This window comes from Streptomyces sp. NPDC098781 (genome assembly GCF_044759995.1).
GTDB lineage: Bacteria > Actinomycetota > Actinomycetes > Streptomycetales > Streptomycetaceae > Streptomyces.
In genome coordinates this window covers 112,254-131,321 of sequence record NZ_JBIWAK010000001.1, presented here as the reverse complement: position 1 = coordinate 131,321, position 19,068 = coordinate 112,254, and the positions used below count along the sequence as shown (strand labels likewise).

The 19,068-nt window shown below is 71.2% G+C and carries 14 protein-coding genes and 2 riboswitches; of the genes, 8 read left to right on the top strand and 6 right to left on the bottom strand.

All coding sequences use genetic code 11. The features are described from left to right. Positions 1-5: 5 nt before the first annotated feature. The 5 genes from ACIQWG_RS00615 to ACIQWG_RS00595 form a co-directional block, all read right to left on the bottom strand. Positions 6-1,061 (bottom strand): ABC transporter substrate-binding protein, encoded by a 1,056-nt coding sequence (locus ACIQWG_RS00615; protein WP_404088739.1) that lies wholly within the window; start codon positions 1,059-1,061, stop codon positions 6-8. 108 nt (positions 1,062-1,169) lie between these two features. After that, entirely contained in the window at positions 1,170-1,691 is a 522-nt protein-coding gene (locus ACIQWG_RS00610) for a copper chaperone PCu(A)C (protein ID WP_404088737.1), read from the bottom strand. Next, positions 1,688-3,973, bottom strand: coding sequence for a heavy metal translocating P-type ATPase (locus ACIQWG_RS00605; protein ID WP_404088735.1), 2,286 nt, complete (start codon positions 3,971-3,973; stop codon positions 1,688-1,690). Before ACIQWG_RS00605 ends, ACIQWG_RS00610 begins: the two co-directional genes overlap by 4 nt. Beyond that, complete coding sequence (locus ACIQWG_RS00600) at positions 3,973-4,230, bottom strand: hypothetical protein (protein ID WP_404090737.1); 258 nt, start codon at positions 4,228-4,230, stop codon at positions 3,973-3,975. Before ACIQWG_RS00600 ends, ACIQWG_RS00605 begins: the two co-directional genes overlap by 1 nt. A 140-nt stretch (positions 4,231-4,370) precedes the next feature. Continuing rightward, positions 4,371-4,595, bottom strand: a complete 225-nt coding sequence (locus ACIQWG_RS00595) for a heavy-metal-associated domain-containing protein (protein ID WP_404088733.1) — start codon at positions 4,593-4,595, stop codon at positions 4,371-4,373. Between the two features lie 332 nt (positions 4,596-4,927). Here ACIQWG_RS00595 and ACIQWG_RS00590 point away from each other — a divergent pair, with 332 nt between their 5' ends. Both ACIQWG_RS00590 and ACIQWG_RS00585 read left to right on the top strand, forming a co-directional pair. Then, positions 4,928-5,614 carry a hypothetical protein gene (locus ACIQWG_RS00590; protein WP_404088732.1) on the top strand — a complete coding sequence of 229 codons (687 nt, stop codon included), beginning with the start codon at positions 4,928-4,930 and terminating at the stop codon, positions 5,612-5,614. A gap of 222 nt (positions 5,615-5,836) precedes the next feature. Next, the gene (locus ACIQWG_RS00585) at positions 5,837-7,360 is read left to right on the top strand and encodes a PepSY-associated TM helix domain-containing protein (protein WP_404088730.1); all 1,524 of its coding nucleotides are present in this window, start codon (positions 5,837-5,839) and stop codon (positions 7,358-7,360) included. Positions 7,361-7,408: 48 nt separating this feature from the next. On the opposite strand, the gene ACIQWG_RS00580 is transcribed toward ACIQWG_RS00585, so the two are convergent. After that, the gene (locus ACIQWG_RS00580) at positions 7,409-8,821 is read right to left on the bottom strand and encodes a short-chain fatty acyl-CoA regulator family protein (RefSeq protein WP_404088728.1); all 1,413 of its coding nucleotides are present in this window, start codon (positions 8,819-8,821) and stop codon (positions 7,409-7,411) included. Between the two features lie 384 nt (positions 8,822-9,205). Here ACIQWG_RS00580 and aceA point away from each other — a divergent pair, with 384 nt between their 5' ends. The 6 genes from aceA to nrdE all read left to right on the top strand — a co-directional run bounded on the left by aceA (position 9,206) and on the right by nrdE (position 19,057). Continuing rightward, positions 9,206-10,489, top strand: a complete 1,284-nt coding sequence (aceA, locus tag ACIQWG_RS00575) for an isocitrate lyase (RefSeq protein ID WP_404088726.1) — start codon at positions 9,206-9,208, stop codon at positions 10,487-10,489. A gap of 100 nt (positions 10,490-10,589) precedes the next feature. Further along, positions 10,590-12,182, top strand: coding sequence for a malate synthase A (gene aceB / locus ACIQWG_RS00570; RefSeq protein WP_404088725.1), 1,593 nt, complete (start codon positions 10,590-10,592; stop codon positions 12,180-12,182). Continuing rightward, a complete protein-coding gene (locus tag ACIQWG_RS00565) occupies positions 12,179-13,048 on the top strand; it encodes a 3-hydroxybutyryl-CoA dehydrogenase (protein ID WP_404088723.1) in 870 nt (289 codons plus the stop codon). Before aceB ends, ACIQWG_RS00565 begins: the two co-directional genes overlap by 4 nt. 183 nt (positions 13,049-13,231) lie before the next feature. Next, positions 13,232-13,453: riboswitch (cobalamin riboswitch) on the top strand. A gap of 165 nt (positions 13,454-13,618) precedes the next feature. After that, entirely contained in the window at positions 13,619-15,937 is a 2,319-nt protein-coding gene (metE, locus tag ACIQWG_RS00560; protein ID WP_404088722.1) for a 5-methyltetrahydropteroyltriglutamate--homocysteine S-methyltransferase, read from the top strand. 124 nt (positions 15,938-16,061) lie between these two features. After that, positions 16,062-16,285: riboswitch (cobalamin riboswitch) on the top strand. Between the two features lie 175 nt (positions 16,286-16,460). Further along, on the top strand, positions 16,461-16,892 hold the full coding sequence (gene nrdI / locus ACIQWG_RS00555) for a class Ib ribonucleoside-diphosphate reductase assembly flavoprotein NrdI (RefSeq protein WP_404088720.1): 432 nt from the start codon (positions 16,461-16,463) through the stop codon (positions 16,890-16,892). Next, the gene (gene nrdE / locus ACIQWG_RS00550; RefSeq protein ID WP_404088718.1) at positions 16,850-19,057 is read left to right on the top strand and encodes a class 1b ribonucleoside-diphosphate reductase subunit alpha; all 2,208 of its coding nucleotides are present in this window, start codon (positions 16,850-16,852) and stop codon (positions 19,055-19,057) included. Before nrdI ends, nrdE begins: the two co-directional genes overlap by 43 nt. The last annotated feature ends 11 nt before the right edge of the window (positions 19,058-19,068 follow it).

Below are 19,068 nucleotides of genomic sequence, written 5' to 3'. Positions count from 1 at the left end.
CACGGTCAGCCGACCTTACCCGGGTGGACGGTCTTCGCGATCTCCTCAACGGTGTCGGCGTTCCGCACACCCGCGATGGTGGTCCGCTCGGAGCCGATGCGAAGGAAGTGTCCGTCCTTCACCGCTTTCAGGCCCTTGGTGGCCGAGTTGGACTTCAGCCACTTCTCGGCCTCGTCGAAGGCCTTCTCGTTCGCCGCCTCGCTGCCCCGGTCGCGCACGCCGAGCTGGATCCAGTCCGGGTTCTCGGCGATCACGTCCTCCCAGCCGACCTGCTTGTAGTCGCCGTCGCAGTCGGCGAAGACGTTGCGGGCGCCGGCCAGGGTGATCACGGCGTTGGCGACCTGGCGGTTGCACACGGCCATGGGCTGCTTGGTGCCGGCGTCGTAGTCGAAGAAGAAGTAAGTCGGCCGTTCGCTCTCCGCGGTCCGGCCGACCGCCTTCTGGACGGCGTCCACCTTCTTCTTCATCCCGTCGACGAGTTCCCTCGCCTTCGCGCTCGTGCCGGTGACCTCGCCGAGGGCGGTGATGTCCGCCTCGACCGCCGACAGGTCGGTCACCGCGCTCCTGCTCTGCGCGGCGCAGGCCGTGGACTTGAGGAAGATGTGCTTGATCCCGGCGGCCTCGAACTCCTGCTCCGTGGGCGCGTCGCCCATTCCGCCGCCCATGTTCATCGAGGCGAAGGTGTCGATGTAGAGATCGGCGCCGGAGCCGAGCAGCTTCTCCTTCGGGATCACGGTGTCGCTGAGCACCTTCACCTGCTGTGCCTGCGCGTCGAGCCCGCCGGGCAGGGTGCCCTTGCCGGGCGGGAAGCCGGTGCCGATCACCTTGTCGCCCGCGCCGAGCCGGAGCAGCAGTTCCAGGCTGGAGGCGTTGCTGGTGACGATCTTCTCCGGGGCCGAGTCGAAGGTGGTCTCGGCGCCCATGCAGTCGGTCACGGTCACCGACGGGTCCCCGGCACCGCGGCTCGCCTTGTCGCCGTCCCCGCCGCCGTTTCCGCAGCCCGCCATGAGAAGACCGCCCACCACGACGGCCGCGGTACCGGCCCACCTACCAGAACGCATCGAACAACTCCCGGATCCACTCGGTGAGAAGGCGGACCGACGCCACCCCCGATGCAGTAGTCGGGGCGGACAGGGTCTGAGTTCCCGCCGCTCGCACTTCCCCGGCGGTCAGGACGGGTCGTCCGTGCCCGGCCGCAGCACCACCGCCGAGACGGTGATCCGCCCCTGGTGCTCGAAGTGCAGCGTGAACGGCACCTCGTCGCCGATCTCCCAGCCCGGTTTCGCGAGCACTGTGACGTTGAAGCCGTCGGGGGACATGGACAGGGTGTCCCCGGCCGGGGCCGGGATCGAGGAGACCTCCTGCCCGGTCGCGGCGTTGCCGTCGAGCATGCGGTGACGGCTGAGGGCGGGGGTGCCGGCGACCGCGGTGGACGTCACCCCGAGCAACCGGTCGTCCGCGCCCCCGGAGTTGATGACGCGGAAGTACGCCGAGGTGGCGCGGGTGTCGCCGTAGGGCAGCCAGACGCGGCCGTCGGCGACCTCGATGCGTGGCGGGCTGCCCGCGTTGCCGGTGTTCACCCAGGTGGTCAGGGCGCCGAGGGCGACGCCGCACGCGGCGACGGGCGCGAGCGCGGCGGTGAGGGTGTCGGTCAGGCGGCTGCGGGTGGGCCGCCGGAAGGAGGTGGTCATCGGGCGTCGCTCCCGTTCGTCGTGAGGGCCGGCTTGCGGCCGGGTACCGGCTGCCAGGCACGCAGGCGCAGGCTGTTGCCGACCACGAGCACCGAGCTGAGCGACATCGCCGCGGCGGCGACCATCGGGTTGAGCAGGCCGACCATGGCGAGCGGCACGGTCACCACGTTGTAGCCGAAGGCCCACAGGAGGTTGACGCGGATGGTGCCGAGGGTGCGGCGGGCGAGCCGTACGGCGTCCGCCAGCGTCTCGATGTCCCCGCGTACGAGGGTCACGTCGGCGGCGCCGATCGCCGCGTCCGTGCCGCCGCCCATGGCGATGCCGAGGTCCGCTCCGGCCAGCGCGGCGGCGTCGTTGACACCGTCCCCGACGACCGCGACCCGGTGGCCTTGCTGCCGCAACTCGCGGACGAGGTCGGCCTTGTCCTCGGGTGTGCAGTGCGCGTGCACGTCGTCGATGCCGAGTGCGGACGCGACGGCCCGCGCGGACGCCTCTCGGTCGCCGGTGGCCAGCACGGGGCGTACGCCGAGCCGCCGCAGCCGGTCCACCGCCCGGTAGCTGCCGGGCCGTACGGTGTCCCCGACCTCGATCAGGGCCTCGGCCACGCCGTCGACGCGGACCAGCACGGGCGTGTGCGCGGCGGCCTCCGCCAGCAAAAGCGCGTCGGCCAGACCGTCGGGCAACTCGCGGTCCGGTGCCACGACTTCCACCAGCCGCCCCTTGACGCGGCCCCGCACTCCCTTGCCGACGGTCGCCGCGAAGTCGCTCACATCGGGCAGCCGCGTCCCGTTCAGGGCCCGGTTCGCGTACGAGACGATCGCCCGGCCCACTGGATGCTCGGAGCCCTGCTCGACCGCCCCGGCCAGCCGCAGCACCTCGTCCCGGCCCAGCCCGCCGGGCACCGCGGTGACCCGGGCGACGGTCATGTGGCCGGAGGTGAGCGTGCCGGTCTTGTCCAGCACGACGGCGTCCAGGTGCTGGAGCCCCTCCAGCGCCTGCGGGCCCTTGACCAGGACGCCGAGCTGGGCGCCGCGTCCGGTGGCGGCCATCAGCGCGGTCGGCGTCGCCAGGCCCAGGGCGCACGGACAGGCCACGACCAGCACGGCCACGCACGCGGTGACGGCGGCCTGCGGATCGGCCCCGGCGCCGAGCCAGAACCCGAGCACGGTCACGGCGAGCGCCAGCACCACCGGTACGAAGACACCCGCGACCGCGTCCGCCAGCCGCTGTGCCTTCGCCTTGCCGGCCTGTGCCTCCGTCACCAGCCGGGTGATCCGGGCCAGTTGGGTGTCGGCGCCGACGGCCGTGGCCCGCACCAGCAGCAGCCCACCCGCGTTGACGGCGCCGCCCACCACGGCCGAGCCGGGGCCGACCTCGATCGGATCGCTCTCCCCGGTGACCAGGGACAGGTCGACGGCGGAGTTGCCCTCCACCACCTCGCCGTCGGTGGCGACCCGTTCCCCGGGCCGTACGACGAAGACCTGGCCGACCGTCAACTCCTCGATGGCGACGAGCCGTTCCGTTTCGCCTTCGCGGAGGGCCACTTCCTTGGCGGCGAGCCCGGCGAGCGAGCGCAGGGCGTTCCCGGTGCCGTGCCGGGCCCGTGCCTCCAGATACCGGCCCGCCAGCACGAACAGCGGGACGCCGACGGCCGCTTCGAGGTAGACGTGCGCCATGCCGTCCGAGGCGTCGGGGAGCAGACTGAAGGGCATCGTCATGCCCGGCTCGCCCGCGCCGCCCACGAACAGCGCGTACGCCGACCAGCCGAAGGAGGCGATCACGCCCAGCGAGACGAGCGTGTCCATGGTGGCCGTGGAGTGCCGCAGTCCTCGGGCCGCCCGGATGTGGAAGGGCCACGCGCTCCATACGGCGACCGGCGCGGCCAGCACGAAGCACAGCCACTGCCAGTTGCGGAACTGCCAGCCGGGCACCATCGACAGCACGAGCACCGGGACCGCGAGCAGCGCGGTGATCAGCAGGCGTTCGCGGTCCTGTCGGGTGTCGTCCGGCTCGTCCTCGCGGTCCTGGCGGGCCGGCTGTTTCGCGGGCGGCTCAGGCAGCGCGGCCGTGTAGCCGGCCTGCTCGACGGCCGTGACCAGTTGCGCGGGGCGGACGTCCGCCGGGTGGCTGACGCGGGCGCGCCCGGTGGCCAGGTTGACCGTCGCCGACACCCCGTCCAGCTTGGCCAGCTTCTTCTCCACCCGCCGTACGCAGGCAGCGCAGGTCATCCCGCCCACGGTCAGGTCGGTGATCGTCATCGGGGGTGCCGGTTCGGTGGCCATCAGTTGCCGCTTCCGTGGTTCATGTCCATGCCGCCCGTGCCCCCGTGTTCCATGTCCGTGCCGCCGCCCCCGTCCTGGCCGCTCGTTCCGGAGCGGTGCATGCCGGGCGCGACCGGACCCGCGGCGGAACCGACGGCGTAGGACACCGTGAAGACCAGCGCGAGCAGCAGCAGGAAACCGCAGAGGGCGGGCGGCGGCACCGGTCGGCGCCGGGCCGCGCCCGCCCTCGGGGACGTTGTCTGCGCGGGTTCTTCGATCACCGGGCCTCCTGATGCCTGTCCGACGCCGGGACGAGCGGTGCGCTCAAGGCCCGGAGCGGCCGTTACGGTTCAGGAGTCGGGTGGGTCGGCGGTCAAGTTCCCCCACTCACAAGTGATGTGGCTCACACTCAGCCGGGTCAGACGGCGAGTGCCGACGTCGCTCCCGTCACCTCGAAGCCCGCCTCCACGATCGCGGCGCGCACGGCGGCGTCGTCCACCGACTCGCCCCGCACGGTCACCCGCCCCGCCGGGACGTCGACATCGACCTCGATGACTCCGGAGACCTCGACGACCTCCTCGGTGATGCTCGCCGCGCAGTGGCGGCAGCTCATGCCGGACACGGTGTAGGTCTGCTCAGCCATGGCGGACGCTCCTGTCCTCGCCGTTTCTCGATGGCCGCGGGAACCGCGTGCCGTCGAGTACGCGGTAGGGGACCGCCCCGTTCACCGTCCCCGCGCACCGAAAGCGCGGCCGCCGGACTGGTGAGGTGGATTTCGGTCACGGTACGCTCTGCCGGCTCTTGCCCCGCGCGCCGCTTCCACACCAGTGGGCGGGTGGGTGCACGGACACGGACACGCGCGTCCGCCCCGGCACTGCCGACGATCACGCGTGGCCGGAAATGAACGGTCACGGCGTCGCACACGTATGAGTGCGGCAAGGAGCGGGGGCAGACCGACGAACACGAGGAGGAGCGATGGCTGACCGCGGCCTGCTCCGTGCCTCGCGGGTGGCGGTGTTCAGTCTGGTGTGCGTGCTGCTGGCCGCCACCGGGCACGGCGTGGCCGCCGGACATCATCCGCCGCTCACGCCGCTGGCGGTCGGCGGCCTGGCTGTCGCGGTCACGGCGGGACGCCTGGCCGGTCGCGAACGCTCCCTCGCCCAGATCGCGTGCGCGGTCACGGTCGTCCAGGCCGCGCTGCACCTGCTGTTCGCCCTGTCCGGACCCGCCCGCACCGGCCCGACGCCCTCCGCACACCAGGGCGGGCACGCAGGCCACATGGCGCACGCCGGGCACCACGCCCCGGTGGCCGCCACCGAAGCCACCGGGACAGGTGCGGAATCGGTCGGCATGGCCATGGACGCCGCTCACCCGAGCCCGCTCATGCTGCTCGCGCACCTGCTCGCCGGACTCGGTGCCGCCTGGTGGCTGCGCCAGGGCGAGGCCGTGGTGTGGCGGCTGTGCCGTCTGCTCGGCGCGCCCGTTTCGGCCACGCTCCGTGCCCTGGACCTGTTGCGGCGGTGGGCCCGGCACCGGGCGGCGCTGTCCCGGCACCGTGTCCCGCCCCGGTCCCGCGCGGCGGACCACGACGTGCCCCTCGGCACCCGGGTACTGGACCACACCGTCGCCCGACGCGGGCCGCCCCTGCTGTTCACCCGCTGACCCGGCCGAACCGAGGGTGCCCGCGCACCACTCACCCGGCCGGAGCCCTAGCCGCGCGCGCCCCGGACTCACCCGGCCGCACGCGCCGGCTCTCACGGGCATGCCGTGCGATCGCGGCCCGCTCCTCGCGACGGGACCGGCGGTGGCACGCGCCCGTCCAGCAGTGACAGCGCCCGGGTTCCCCGCAGTGGGCCGGGCCGACTCCAGGAGCTGAGCCCTTTCATGAGCACCACGTCCGAAGCCTCCCCCGAGGAAAACCAACCCGCCGACTCGCCCGACCCCGGCCCACCGGCCGCACAGACCGCCACCGATGTTCTGCCGGGTTCGGCCGCGCCGGCGAGGAACGGTGGCGCCGGCGGTCGTTCGCGTTCCGGCTGGTGGCCGCTGCTGACTCGGCTGCACTTCTACGCGGGCATCCTGGTCGCCCCGTTCCTGCTGGTCGCGGCACTGACCGGGCTGGCGTACACCGCCGTGCCGCAGCTCGACCAGCTGGTCTACGGCGACCAGTTGCGGGTGGAGCGGGTCGGTGACGAGCCCAGACCGCTGACCGAGCAGATAGCCGCCGTCCGCAAGGCCCATCCCGAGGGCAGCGTCGTCTCGGTCGCCCCGGCCGACGCGCCGGACCACACCACCAAGGTCGTCCTCTCCGTCCCCGAACTCGCCGAGCAGGACAAGCAGCGCACGGTCTACGTCGACCCCTACACCGCCGAGGTACGCGGCGCCCTCACCACCTGGTTCGGTTCGACACCGCTGGCCACCTGGCTGGACGACCTGCACCGCCACCTGCACCTCGGTGAGACGGGCCGGCTCTACTCCGAACTCGCCGCGAGCTGGCTGTGGGTGCTCGTCCTGGGCGGTCTGCTGCTGTGGTTCGGACGCCGCCGTACCTACGCCGGCGGCTCGAAGCGGAACACCGTGCTGCCGGAGCGCGGGGCACGAGGGGTGCGCCGCAGCCGTAGTTTCCACGCGGTCACCGGAGTGTGGATCTCCCTCGGCCTGCTCGCCCTCAGCGTCACCGGTCTGACCTGGTCGACGCACGCGGGAGAGCGCATCACCGACCTGCGCACCTCGCTGAGCGCGTACCCGCCCGAGCTGGACACCACCGCCTCCGCCGGAACCGGATCCTCGGGTCACCACCACTCGGGCGGCGAGGGCGCCACGGACGGCGGCCTGCCGGAGGGACTCACCGTCGACCAGATCCTCGACAAGGCGCGCGCCGCGGGCCTGGACGGGCCGGTGGAGATCAGCACTCCCGCCGACGACAAGAGCACTTGGACCGTGGCCCAGACCGACGGCCTGTGGCCGGTCCGTAAGGACCAGGCGGCCATCGACCCGCACAGCGGTGAGGTCACCTCGCGGGTCGACTGGGCGGATCATCCCGTGCTCGCCAAGCTCAGCACCCTCGGTGTGGCCGCGCACATGGGCACCCTCTTCGGTCTGGCCAACCAGCTCGTGCTCGCGGTCATCGCCCTCGGTCTGGCCGTGGGAATCGTGCTCGGCTACCGCATGTGGTGGCAGCGCAGGCCCACCCGGGCCGACCGCCGCGCCCGGGTGGGCCGCCCGCCCGCGCGCGGTACGTGGCGGAACCTGCCCTGGCCCGCGCTGGCCGTGGCCGTGCCGCTGACCGTCGCCGTCGGCTGGGCGGTCCCGCTGCTGGGCTGGTCCCTGCTGGCCTTCCTGGTCCTGGACGGCGTGCTCGGGCTGATCCAGCGACGGCGGGCCACGCCTTCGGCCGAGGGGGCCTGACGCTCCGTCGGGTCCGTGCGTCCGCAGGGGGTGGGCCGAGAGCTCGGCCTACTCCCCGGACCCGTCGCCGCCGACCGGATAGGGCACGAAGGTGCTGCTGTTCTGGTCGATGAGCAGTGGACGTCCCAGCGGCGGCGCGGCCCGCTGGGAACAGCCGAGGCGTTCACAGACTCGGCAGCCCATCCCGATCGGGGTGGCGGCGGACGCGTTGGCGAGGTCCAGTCCGTCGGAGTAGACGAGGCGGTGTGCGTGGCGGATCTCGCAGCCCAGCCCGATGGCGTACGTCTTTCCGGGCTCGCCCCAGCCGCCACGGTGCCGGGTGACCGCGCGCGCGGTCCACAAGTACCGCTGCCCGTCCGGCATTTCCGCGATCTGCACATGGATGCGGCCGGGCGAGGCGAACGCCTCGTAGACGTTCCACAGGGGGCAGGTGCCGCCGGCCCGGGAGAAGTGGAACCCGGTCGCGGACTGCCGCTTGGACATGTTGCCGGCCCGGTCGACCCGGACGAAGGAGAAGGGGACGCCGCGCAGTCGAGGGCGCTGGAGAGTGCTGAGGCGGTGGCAGACGGTCTCGTAGCCGAGGCCGTAGCGGTCGGTGAGGCGCTCGATGTCGTAGCGGACCTCCTCGGCCGCCGTGTGGAAGGCGGTGTACGGCAGCACCAGCGCGGCTGCGAAGTAGTTGGCGATCCCGATCCGGGCCAGCGCATGTGCGGACGAACCGGGTTCGAAGTCCTCCGCGGCCAGCCGGTCCAGGTCCTCGCCGTGTTCCAGCAGGGCCAGCTGGGTCGCCATGCGGAAGGCGCGCTGGCCGGGCCGCAGTCGCGAGGACAGATGGAGGGTGCGGCTGCGCTGGTCGTAGCGGTGCAGCCGTTCGCCGGTCTCCGCGGCGAGATGGATGCCGTGGCTCTCGGCCAGCCTCCTGGTGAGTGCCCCGATCACCTCGCCGGGCCGGATGCCGATCTTCTCGGCCAGTTGCTCGGCGGCGAGGTCCGTGTCGTGGAGATAGTTCTGCCGGCGGTAGAAGAAGTCCCGGATCTCCTCGTGCGGTGAGGGCGAGGGTTCCCGCTCTCCGCCTCGGCCGTCCGCCGCCCCCGCCAGCCGCTCGGACAACTGCTGGTTGCGGCGGCCCAGATCCAGCAGGACCTGGGCGACCTGGGGCATCCGTGAGGCCAGTTCGGCGAGATCGGACGGGGCGACCCGGGCGGCGGCGATCTCACCCGTCAGCGCCTCGCGCAGGTCGGCCACGAGGCGGGCGGTGTCCCGCTCGGAGAAGAAGGCGGCGTCGACGCCGAAGGTCTCCGTGAGCCGGAGCAGGACGGGAACCGTGAGCGGGCGGGAGTCGTGCTCCATCTGGTTCAGATAGCTCGGCGAGATACCGAGGACGCGGGCGAGTTCCGCCTGGCTCATCCGGCGCTCCTCACGTAGCCGCCGCAGCCGCGCACCCGCGTACGTCTTGCTCACCCGCGCTCCTCCACACCCGGCGTCCCGATGCGGTCAGCGTACGGGAAGAAGCCGCCACCCAGACCTTCGCAAAGTTGGCAATCCGCGGCGAGAAGATTCGCAGAAGTTGGCATTGATCCAAGCTTGATGGCACTCAGTGCCAGTGCCAGAGTTTCAGTGCGGCCCGCCGGACCCGGCAGGCACCAAAGGGAACCGGGGCTCGATTTCATTGCCCTGACGTCGGTGACCCCGGCATCCACAAGGGCCCGCGCAGGCAGCATTGCTCAGCTTCACCCTCCAGGGTGACGGCGGGCCGCACCACAGTAAGACGACACGCAGTGCCACCTCTGTTCATCCGGACGGTGGGATTGGCAGCCAGTACAAACCGAGGAGACGGTGACAGTCATGGCAGAAGCGAGGACGCAGGCGGCCGAGGAACTGGCCCGGCGCTGGGCCACCGACGCGAGGTGGCAGGGCATCGAGCGCACCTACAGCGCCGAGGACGTCGTACGGCTCTCCGGCAGCGTCCGTGAGGAGCACACCCTGGCCCGGCGCGGCGCAGAGCGGCTGTGGCGCCAGCTGCACGAGCTGGACTACGTCCACGCGCTGGGCGCGCTGACCGGCGGCCAGGCGGTGCAGCAGGTCAAGGCGGGCCTCCAGGCGATCTACCTGTCGGGCTGGCAGGTCGCCGCCGACGCCAACCAGGCCGGTCACACCTACCCGGACCAGAGCCTGTACCCGGCCAACTCCGTTCCGCAGGTGGTCCGCCGGATCAACAACGCGCTGCTGCGCGCCGACCAGATCGCCACCGCCGAGAACGCCGGCGACACCACCGACTGGCTCGCGCCGATCGTCGCCGACGCCGAGGCCGGCTTCGGCGGCTCGCTGAACGCCTTCGAGCTGACCAAGGGCATGATCGCGGCGGGCGCGGCGGGCATCCACTACGAGGACCAGCTCGCCTCCGAGAAGAAGTGCGGCCACCTCGGCGGCAAGGTCCTCGTCCCGACCTCGCAGCACATCCGCACGCTGAACGCGGCCCGGCTCGCCGCCGACATCGCCGACACGCCGACGGTGATCATCGCCCGCACGGACGCGCTCGCCGCCAACCTGCTGACCAGCGACGTCGACGAGCGCGACGCCGAGTTCGTCACCGGCGAGCGCACGGCGGAGGGCTTCTACCGGGTGCGGGGCGGCATGGCGCCGGTCATCGCCCGCGGTCTGGCCTACGCCCCGTACGCCGACCTCATCTGGGTGGAGACCGGCACCCCCGACCTCGCCCAGGCCCGCGAGTTCGCCGAGGCGATCCACGCCCAGTACCCGGACCAGATGCTGGCGTACAACTGCTCGCCGTCCTTCAACTGGAAGGCCGCGCTGGACGACGACCAGATCGCCAAGTTCCAGCGCGAACTGGGGGCGATGGGCTACAAGTTCCAGTTCATCACGCTGGCCGGCTTCCACTCCCTCAACCACGGCATGTTCGACCTCGCCCGCGGCTACGCCGATCACGGCATGACCGCCTACGTCGACCTCCAGGAGCGGGAGTTCGCCGCGCAGGCCCACGGCTTCACCGCCGTCAAGCACCAGCGTGAAGTCGGCACCGGCTACTTCGACCTGGTCTCCACCGCCGTCAACCCGGCCTCTTCCACCACCGCGCTCGCGGGGTCCACGGAGGAAGAGCAGTTCCACTAGGCCGCCGGGCCGGACGCCTCGCCGTCCGGCCGGCCCTCGGCCGAGCGGAGGGGGACGACCGTCTCCGTCCCCCTCCGCTCCCATCCCTCAGGAGAGCCCGATGTCCACCACCGCACTCACCCACGACGTCCGCGTCCTCGCCGCTCCGGGACACCGGCACGACGAGATCCTCACCCCCGCCGCCCTGGACTTCGTCGGCCGGCTGGCCGCCGCCTTCGGCGGGCGGCGCCAGGAGATCCTCAAGGAGCGGCGCAGGCTGGCGCTGCGGCTGGCCTCGGGCTCGCCCCTCGACTTCCCCATGGTCACCTCGGCCGTCCGCGCCGACCCGACCTGGCGGGTGGCACCGCCCGCCCCCGGGCTGACCGACCGGCGCGTGGAGATCACCGGGCCACCCGAACGCCGGATGGCGGTCAACGGACTCAACTCCGGTGCCGACGTCTGGATGGCGGACTTCGAGGACGCCACCGCTCCCCTGTGGGACAACGTCGTCGGCGGGCAGCTCAACCTGCTCGACGCCATCGAGCGCCGTATCGACTTCACCTCGCCGGAGGGCAAGGAGTACCGGCTCGGCGAGCGGCCCGCCAGCATCGTGGTCCGCCCCCGTGGCTGGCACCTGGAGGAGGAGCACCTGGAGTACGACGGCCGGCCCGTGCCCGCCGCCCTCGTCGACTTCGGCCTGTACTTCTTCCACTGCGCCCGGCGTCAGATCGACGCCGGTCACGGCCCGTACTTCTACCTGCCGAAGCTGGAGAACCGGTACGAGGCCCGGCTGTGGAACGACATCTTCGTCCTCGCCCAGGAGCTGCTCGGCATCCCGCGGGGCACGGTCCGCGCCACCGTCCTCATCGAGACGATCACGGCCGCGTTCGAGATGGAGGAGATCCTCTACGAGCTGCGGGAGCACAGCTCCGGGCTCAACGCAGGTCGCTGGGACTACCTGTTCAGCCTGATCAAGACGTTCGGCCACCGCACCGACTTCCTCCTGCCCGACCGGGCGCAGGTGACCATGACCGCCCCCTTCATGCGGGCGTACACCGAGCTGCTCGTGCGCACCTGCCACCGTCGCGGCGCCCATGCCATCGGCGGCATGGCGGCCCAGGTCCCCGGCAAGGACCCCGCCGCGAACGAGGCGGCGCTCGCCAAGGTCCGGCTCGACAAGGAGCGGGAGGCGGAGGACGGGTTCGACGGGTCCTGGGTGGCCCATCCGGGGCTGGTGCCCGTCTGCCGCGAGGTCTTCGACGGCGTCCTCGGCGAGCGGCCGCATCAGCTCGACCGCACCCGGGACGACGTGGAGGTGTCGGCCTCCGACCTGCTGTCGGTGCGCCGGATCAGCGGCCCGCCCACCCCGGAGGGAGTCCGCACCAACATCTCCGTGGCGCTGCGCTACTTCGCCGCCTGGCTGCGCGGACAGGGCGCCGTCGCCATCAACGGGCTGATGGAGGACGCCGCCACCGCCGAGATCGCCCGCGTGCAGATCTGGCAGTGGCTGCGGCACCGCGTGATCGACCGGGAGACGGTGCTGCGCCTGCTGGACGACGAACTCGTCGCGCTGGGCGCCGAATACCCGTGGGCACCACTCGACGACATCCGCGCCCTCTTCGAACGAACCACCCTCGCGGGCGAGTTGCCGCTCTTCTTCACACCGGACGCCTACACCCGGCACCTCGTGCGACGGACGGAGACACTGGCATGAGCACGGTCATCGGACGCGTCGGCGTGGTCGGCGGCGGACAGATGGGGGCCGGGATCGCCGAGGTGTGCGCGCGGGCGGGGGTCGACACCGTGGTGTGCGAGGCCGACGCGTTCGCCGCCCGGGCCGCGCGGGACCGGGTCGCCGGTTCCCTGGACCGTGCCGTGCGACGGGGCAAGCTGACCCAGGACGCCGCCGGCGACGCCCTCGCCCGACTCGTCTTCACCAGCAGCCTGGACGACCTGGCCGACCGGCAGCTCGTGGTCGAGGCCGTGGTGGAGAACCCGGACGCCAAGACAGAGGTCTTCGCCGCCCTCGACAAGATCGTCGAGGACCCGGCGGCCGTGCTGGCCACCAACACCTCCTCGCTGCCGATCATGCGCCTCGGCATGGCGACGGGCCACGCGGACCGGGTGGTGGGCCTGCACTTCTTCAACCCCGTCCCGGTGCTGCCGCTCGTGGAGGTGGTGACCTCCCTGCACACCTCGGCCGCGACCACCGCCACGGTCGAGGACTTCGCGACCCGCACCCTCGGCAAGACCGTGATCCGTTCCCAGGACCGGGCGGGCTTCGTCGTCAACGCGCTGCTCGTCCCGTACCTGCTGTCCGCGATTCGGATGGCGGAGTCCGGCTTCGCCACCGCCGCCGACATCGACGCCGGCATGGAACTGGGCTGCGCCCACCCCATGGGCCCGCTGAAGCTCGCGGACCTGATCGGGCTGGACACCGTCGCGTCCATCGCCGAGTCGCTGTACGACGAGTTCAAGGAACCTCTCTACGCCGCTCCCCCGCTGCTCCAGCGGATGGTCGAGGCGGGGCTGCTGGGCCGCAAGACCGGCAGGGGGTTCCACACCTACGACCAGGGCTGAGGGCCTGGTACGACGCGGGCTGAGGGGCCCGCGCCGCCGCCGGGATGAGGGTCCCGGCAGTGTCACAGGGGAAGGGCGGGAAGCGCGAGTGCGGCGCTTCCCGCCCTCTGCGTTCGCCCCGGAAGTCCTCCGGAATCGCCTTCCAGATCCTGGACGCCTCTCCCTCGCGGGGCGACACCACGTAGGCTGATGTGTGCAGCTGGTTCGCCCCGTCCGCCAGACGGGGTGTCGTAAGAGGGAACCCGGTGGGAATCCGGGACTGCCCCGCAGCGGTGAGCGGGAACGACCGCCGTCATACGCACTGGGTCCGACGTACGGGCCCGGGAAGCGACGGCCAGTAGGTGTCCTCCGGTCAGGAGGGCGTGCCCGCGAGTCCGAAGACCTGCCATCTGCCCGTGTGCGGACCATTCCGCGCGCGGACAATCCGGTGACCTCGAGGGCGGGTCGGCGTACATACCAGGCGAACGACCGCGCTGTGCCGCGCGAGGTCGGTTCCGTCCGGTTCGTCACCCTTCGCGTTCTCGTCCCGTCTCCGGGATCTCAGGGATTCATCTCGCGAAGGAGATCTCCGTGACCAGCAAGTCCGCAGCCGCGGCAACACGGGCCACCGTGTACGGCTACCCCCGCCAGGGCCCGAACCGGGAACTGAAGAAGGCCATCGAGGGCTACTGGAAGGGGCGCGTCACCGCCGACGCCCTCCACTCCACCGCCGCCGACCTGCGTTCCGCCAACTGGCGGCAGCTCGCCGACGCCGGTATCCACGAGGTGCCGACCGGCGACTTCTCCTACTACGACCACGTGCTGGACACCAGCGTCGCGCTCGGCGCGATCCCCGACCGCCACCGCGCCGCCGTCGAGGCCGACGCCCTGGACGGCTACTTCGCCATGGCCCGCGGCACCCAGGACATCGCGCCGCTGGAAATGACCAAGTGGTTCGACACCAACTACCACTATCTGGTCCCCGAGTTGGGCCCGGACACGGTGTTCACGGCGAACTCCGCCAAGCAGGTCGCGGAACTCAAGGAGGCCGTGGCACTCGGCCTCGCCGCCCGCCCGGTCCTGGTCGGCCCGGTCACCTACCTCCTGCTGGCCAAGCCCGCTCCCGGCGTGGCGGCCGACTTCGAGCCGCTCACCCTGCTCGACCGACTGCTGCCGGTGTACGCGGAGATCCTGGCCGACCTGCGCGCGGCCGGCGCCGAGTGGGTGCAACTGGACGAGCCTGCCCTGGTCCAGGACCGCACTCCGGCCGAACTGAACGCCGCCGAGCGCGCCTACCGTGACCTCGGGGCCCTCGCCGACCGGCCCAAGCTGCTGGTCGCCTCCTACTTCGACCGGCTCGGCAACGCCCTGCCCGTTCTGGCGAAGGCCCCTGTCGACGGGCTCGCCCTGGACTTCACCGAGGCCGCCGCGGCCAACCTCGACGCGCTCGCCGCCGTCGGCGGGCTGCCAGGCAAGCGGCTCGTCGCCGGAGTCGTCAACGGCCGCAACATCTGGATCAACGACCTGTCGAAGTCCCTGAGCACCCTCGGCACCCTGCTGGGTCTGGCCGACCAGATCGATGTCGCGGCCTCCTGCTCCCTCCTCCATGTCCCGCTCGACACGGGCCTGGAGCGGGACATCGAGCCACAGATCCTGCGCTGGCTCGCGTTCGCCGAGCAGAAGACGGCCGAGATCGTCACGCTCGCCAAGGGCCTGTCCCAGGGCACCGACGCGATCACGGCCGAACTCGCCGCCAACCGGGCCGACCTGGCCTCCCGCGCGGGTTCCCCGATCACCCACGACCCGGCGGTCCGGGCCCGTGCGGCGGCCGTGACCGACGCGGACGCCCGCCGGTCGCAGCCGTACGCCGAACGGGCCGCCGCCCAGCGCGCCCACCTCGGCCTGCCCCTGCTGCCGACCACGACCATCGGTTCCTTCCCGCAGACCGGCGAACTGCGCGCCGCCCGCGCCGATCTGCGCGCCGGCCGCATCGAAACCGCCGGCTACGAGGAGCGCATCAAGGCGGAGATCCAGGACGTCATCTCCTTCCAGGAGAAGACCGGCATCGACGTCCTGGTCCATGGCGAGCCCGAACGCAACGACATGGTCCAGTACTTCGCCGAGCAGCTCACCGGCTACCTCGCCACCCAGCACGGCTGGGTGCAGTCCTACGGCACCCGGTACGTCCGGCCGCCGATCCTGGCCGGCGACATCTCCCGCCCCGAGCCGATGACCGTGCGCTGGACGACGTACGCCCAGTCCCTCACGGACCGTCCGGTCAAGGGCATGCTCACCGGCCCGGTGACGATGCTCGCCTGGTCCTTCGTCCGCGACGACCAGCCGCTCGGCGAGACGGCCCGCCAGGTCGCCCTCGCCCTGCGCGACGAGGTGAACGACCTGGAGACGGCCGGTACCTCCGTCATCCAGGTCGACGAGCCGGCCCTGCGCGAGACGCTGCCGCTGCGCGCCGCGGACCACGCCGGGTACCTCGCCTGGGCGACGGAGGCCTTCCGTCTCACCACCGCCGGAGTGCGGCCGGACACCCAGATCCACACGCACATGTGCTACGCCGAGTTCGGCGACATCGTCCAGGCCATCGACGATCTCGACGCCGACGTCATCAGCCTGGAGGCCGCCCGGTCCCACATGCAGGTGGCCCGGGAACTCGCCGCCCACGGCTACCCGCGTGAGGCCGGTCCCGGGGTGTACGACATCCACTCCCCGCGCGTCCCCAGCACGGAGGAAGCGGCCACCCTGCTGCGCACGGGCCTGAAGGCCATCCCCGCCGAGCGGCTGTGGGTCAACCCCGACTGCGGCCTGAAGACCCGCGGCTGGCCCGAGACCCGGGCCTCCCTGGAGAACCTGGTCGCCGCCGCCCGCACGGTCCGGGGCGAACTGCCCGCCTCCTGACCGCGGCTCCCAGTGGGCCGGGACGCCACGCGCGTCCCGGCCCCGCCGAGCCGGACTTAGGTATACCTAAGTTTTTCCCACAACACAACATCTGGGATGCGCATGCTCGACGCGTTCTAGATGTAGTGTTGGCGGTGCTGGTGGTTCGCCGGACATACCTGTGTCCGGCGTCGCAAGAGGGAACCCGGTGGAAGTCCGGGACTGCCCCGCAGCGGTGAGCGGGAACGACCGCCGTCATACGCACTGGGTCCGACGTACCGGGCCCGGGAAGCGACGGCCAGTAGATGTCCTCCGATCGGGAGGACGTGCCCGCGAGTCCGAAGACCTGCCACCGGCGCGCACGCCGGACAGCGGTGTGCGCGCTCCGAGGCCCCGAGGGAGGGCCACGTGGCAGCCGCACGGATCCGGGTCGGGCGTACCGTTTCTCCCCGCCGCCCCGATGCTCCCCCGTTCGCGCCGCGACGCTCCTCCCCTCCCGGTCCTCGGACGAGGACGGGAACGAGCGAGAGGAGGCGGCGGACCGATGAGCGGTCTCGTGTATTTCTCCAGTGTCTCGGAGAACACCAAGCGCTTCGTGGAGAAGCTGGACCTGCCGGCCACGCGTATTCCCCTGCACCCCCATCGCGAGGGTATGCCGCGGGTCATCGAACCGTATGTGCTGATCGTGCCGACCTACGGCGGCGGCGAGCGCGCGGGCGCGGTGCCCAAACAGGTGGTGCGCTTCTTGAACGTCGAGGCCAACCGCGCACTGCTGCGCGGGGTCATCGCCTCCGGCAACACCAACTTCGGCGCCGACTACTGCCTGGCCGGCCGAGTGATCTCGGCGAAGTGCCGGGTCCCGGAGCTGTATCGATTCGAGCTGCTGGGCACGGACCGCGACGTCCGTGCCGTGCGGGAAGGACTACAGAGGTTTTGGACACGACACTCATCGACGGCGGGACGGCCGGCGGCATGAACACCCTCACCACGGCGGTCACCATCCCAGCGGCCCAGCGCGAGTCGATCGGCACGCGCAAGGACTACCACGCGCTGAACGCCCTGCTGAACATGTACGACTGCGACGGCCGCATCCAGTTCGACAAGGACCGCGAGGCCGTCCGCCAGTACTTCCTCCAGCACGTGAACCCGAACACGGTGGTCTTCCCGACGCTGAAGGAGAAGATCGACTACCTGGTCGGGAACGACTACTACGAGGAAGCCCCGATCCGGCGCTACGACTGGGACTTCATCGAGGAGCTGTACCGGCAGGCGTACGCCCACGAGCACCGCTTCCGCACCTTCCTCGGCGCCTTCAAGTACTACACGTCGTACACCCTGAAGACCTTCGACGGCTCCCGCTACCTGGAGCGCTACGAGGACCGGGTCGTCGCCACCGCGCTGTATCTCGGCGGCGGTGACCCGGAGTTGGCCGCCCGCCTGGTCGACGAGATGATGACCGGCCGCTTCCAGCCCGCCACCCCGACCTTCCTCAACGCCGGCAAGGCGCAGCGCGGCGAGCTGGTCTCCTGCTTCCTGCTGCGCGTCGAGGACAACCTGGAGTCCATCGGACGCGGCATCAACTCCGCGCTCCAGCTCAGCAAGCGGGGCGGCGGCGTGGCCCTGCTGCTGACGAACCTGCGCGAGCAGGGCGCCCCGATCAAGAAGATCGAGAACCAGTCCTCCGGTGTCGTCCCGGTGATGAAGCTCCTGGAGGACTCCTTCTCCTACGCCAACCAGCTGGGCGCGAGGCAGGGCGCGGGCGCGGTGTACCTGCATGCGCACCACCCCGACATCATGCGGTTCCTGGACACCAAGCGGGAGAACGCGGACGAGAAGATCCGCATCAAGACCCTCTCGCTGGGTGTGGTCGTGCCGGACATCACTTTCGAACTGGCCAAGCGCAACGAGAACATGCACCTGTTCTCGCCGTACGACGTCGAGCGCGAGTACGGCAAGCCGCTGTCGGACCTGTCCGTGAGCGAGCACTACGACGACCTGGTCGCCAACCCGCGGATCCGCAAGACCACGCTCAGCGCTCGCGAGTTCTTCAAGACGATCGCGGAGCTTCAGTTCGAGTCCGGCTACCCGTACCTGCTGTTCGAGGACACGGTGAACCGGGCCAACCCGATCCCCGGCTGGATCAACATGTCCAACCTGTGCTCGGAGATCCTCCAGGTCAACTCGCCGAGCACGTACGACACCTCGCTCGGGTACGAGACCGTCGGCAAGGACATCTCCTGCAACCTCGGCTCGCTGAACATCGCCGCCGCCATGGCCTCCCCGGACCTGGGCGCGACCGTCGAGACCGCGGTGCGCGGACTGACGTCCGTCTCCGACCAGTCGAACATCGACGCGGTGCCCTCCGTGGCGCACGGCAACGACCTCTCGCACGCCATCGGCCTGGGCCAGATGAACCTGCACGGCTACCTGGCCTCGCAGCGCATCCACTACGGCAGCGAGGAGGGCGTGGACTTCACCAACATGTACTTCTACGCGGTCGCCTTCCACGCGCTGCGTGCCTCGAACCGGATCGCGATCGAGCGCGGCACGACCTTCGACGGCTTCGGGCAGTCGGCGTACGCGGACGGCTCGTTCTTCGACAAGTACACCGAGCGGGCGTGGGAGCCGGCCACCGAGCGGGTGCGCACCCTGTTCGCCGAGGCCGGGGTGCGGATCCCGGACCAGGACGACTGGCGCGAGCTGAGGCGTTCCGTCATGGAGCACGGCCTCTACAACCAGTACCTCCAGGCTGTCCCGCCCACCGGTTCCATCAGCTACATCAACGACGCCACCGCCTCCATCCACCCGATCGCCGCCAAGGTGGAGATCCGCAAGGAGGGCAAGCTCGGCCGCGTCTACTACCCGGCTCCGCACATGGACAACGACAACCTGGAGTACTTCCAGGACGCGTACGAGATCGGCTACGAGAAGATCATCGACACGTACGCGGCGGCCACCCAGCACGTCGACCAGGGCCTGAGCTGCACCCTCTTCTTCCGCGACACGGCCACCACCCGCGACCTGAACAAGGCGCAGATCCAGGCCTGGCGCAAGGGCATCAAGACCCTCTACTACATCCGGCTGCGCCAGGAGGCCATGCCGGGCACCGAGATCGAGAACTGCCTGTCCTGCACGCTGTGAGGAACGCACCG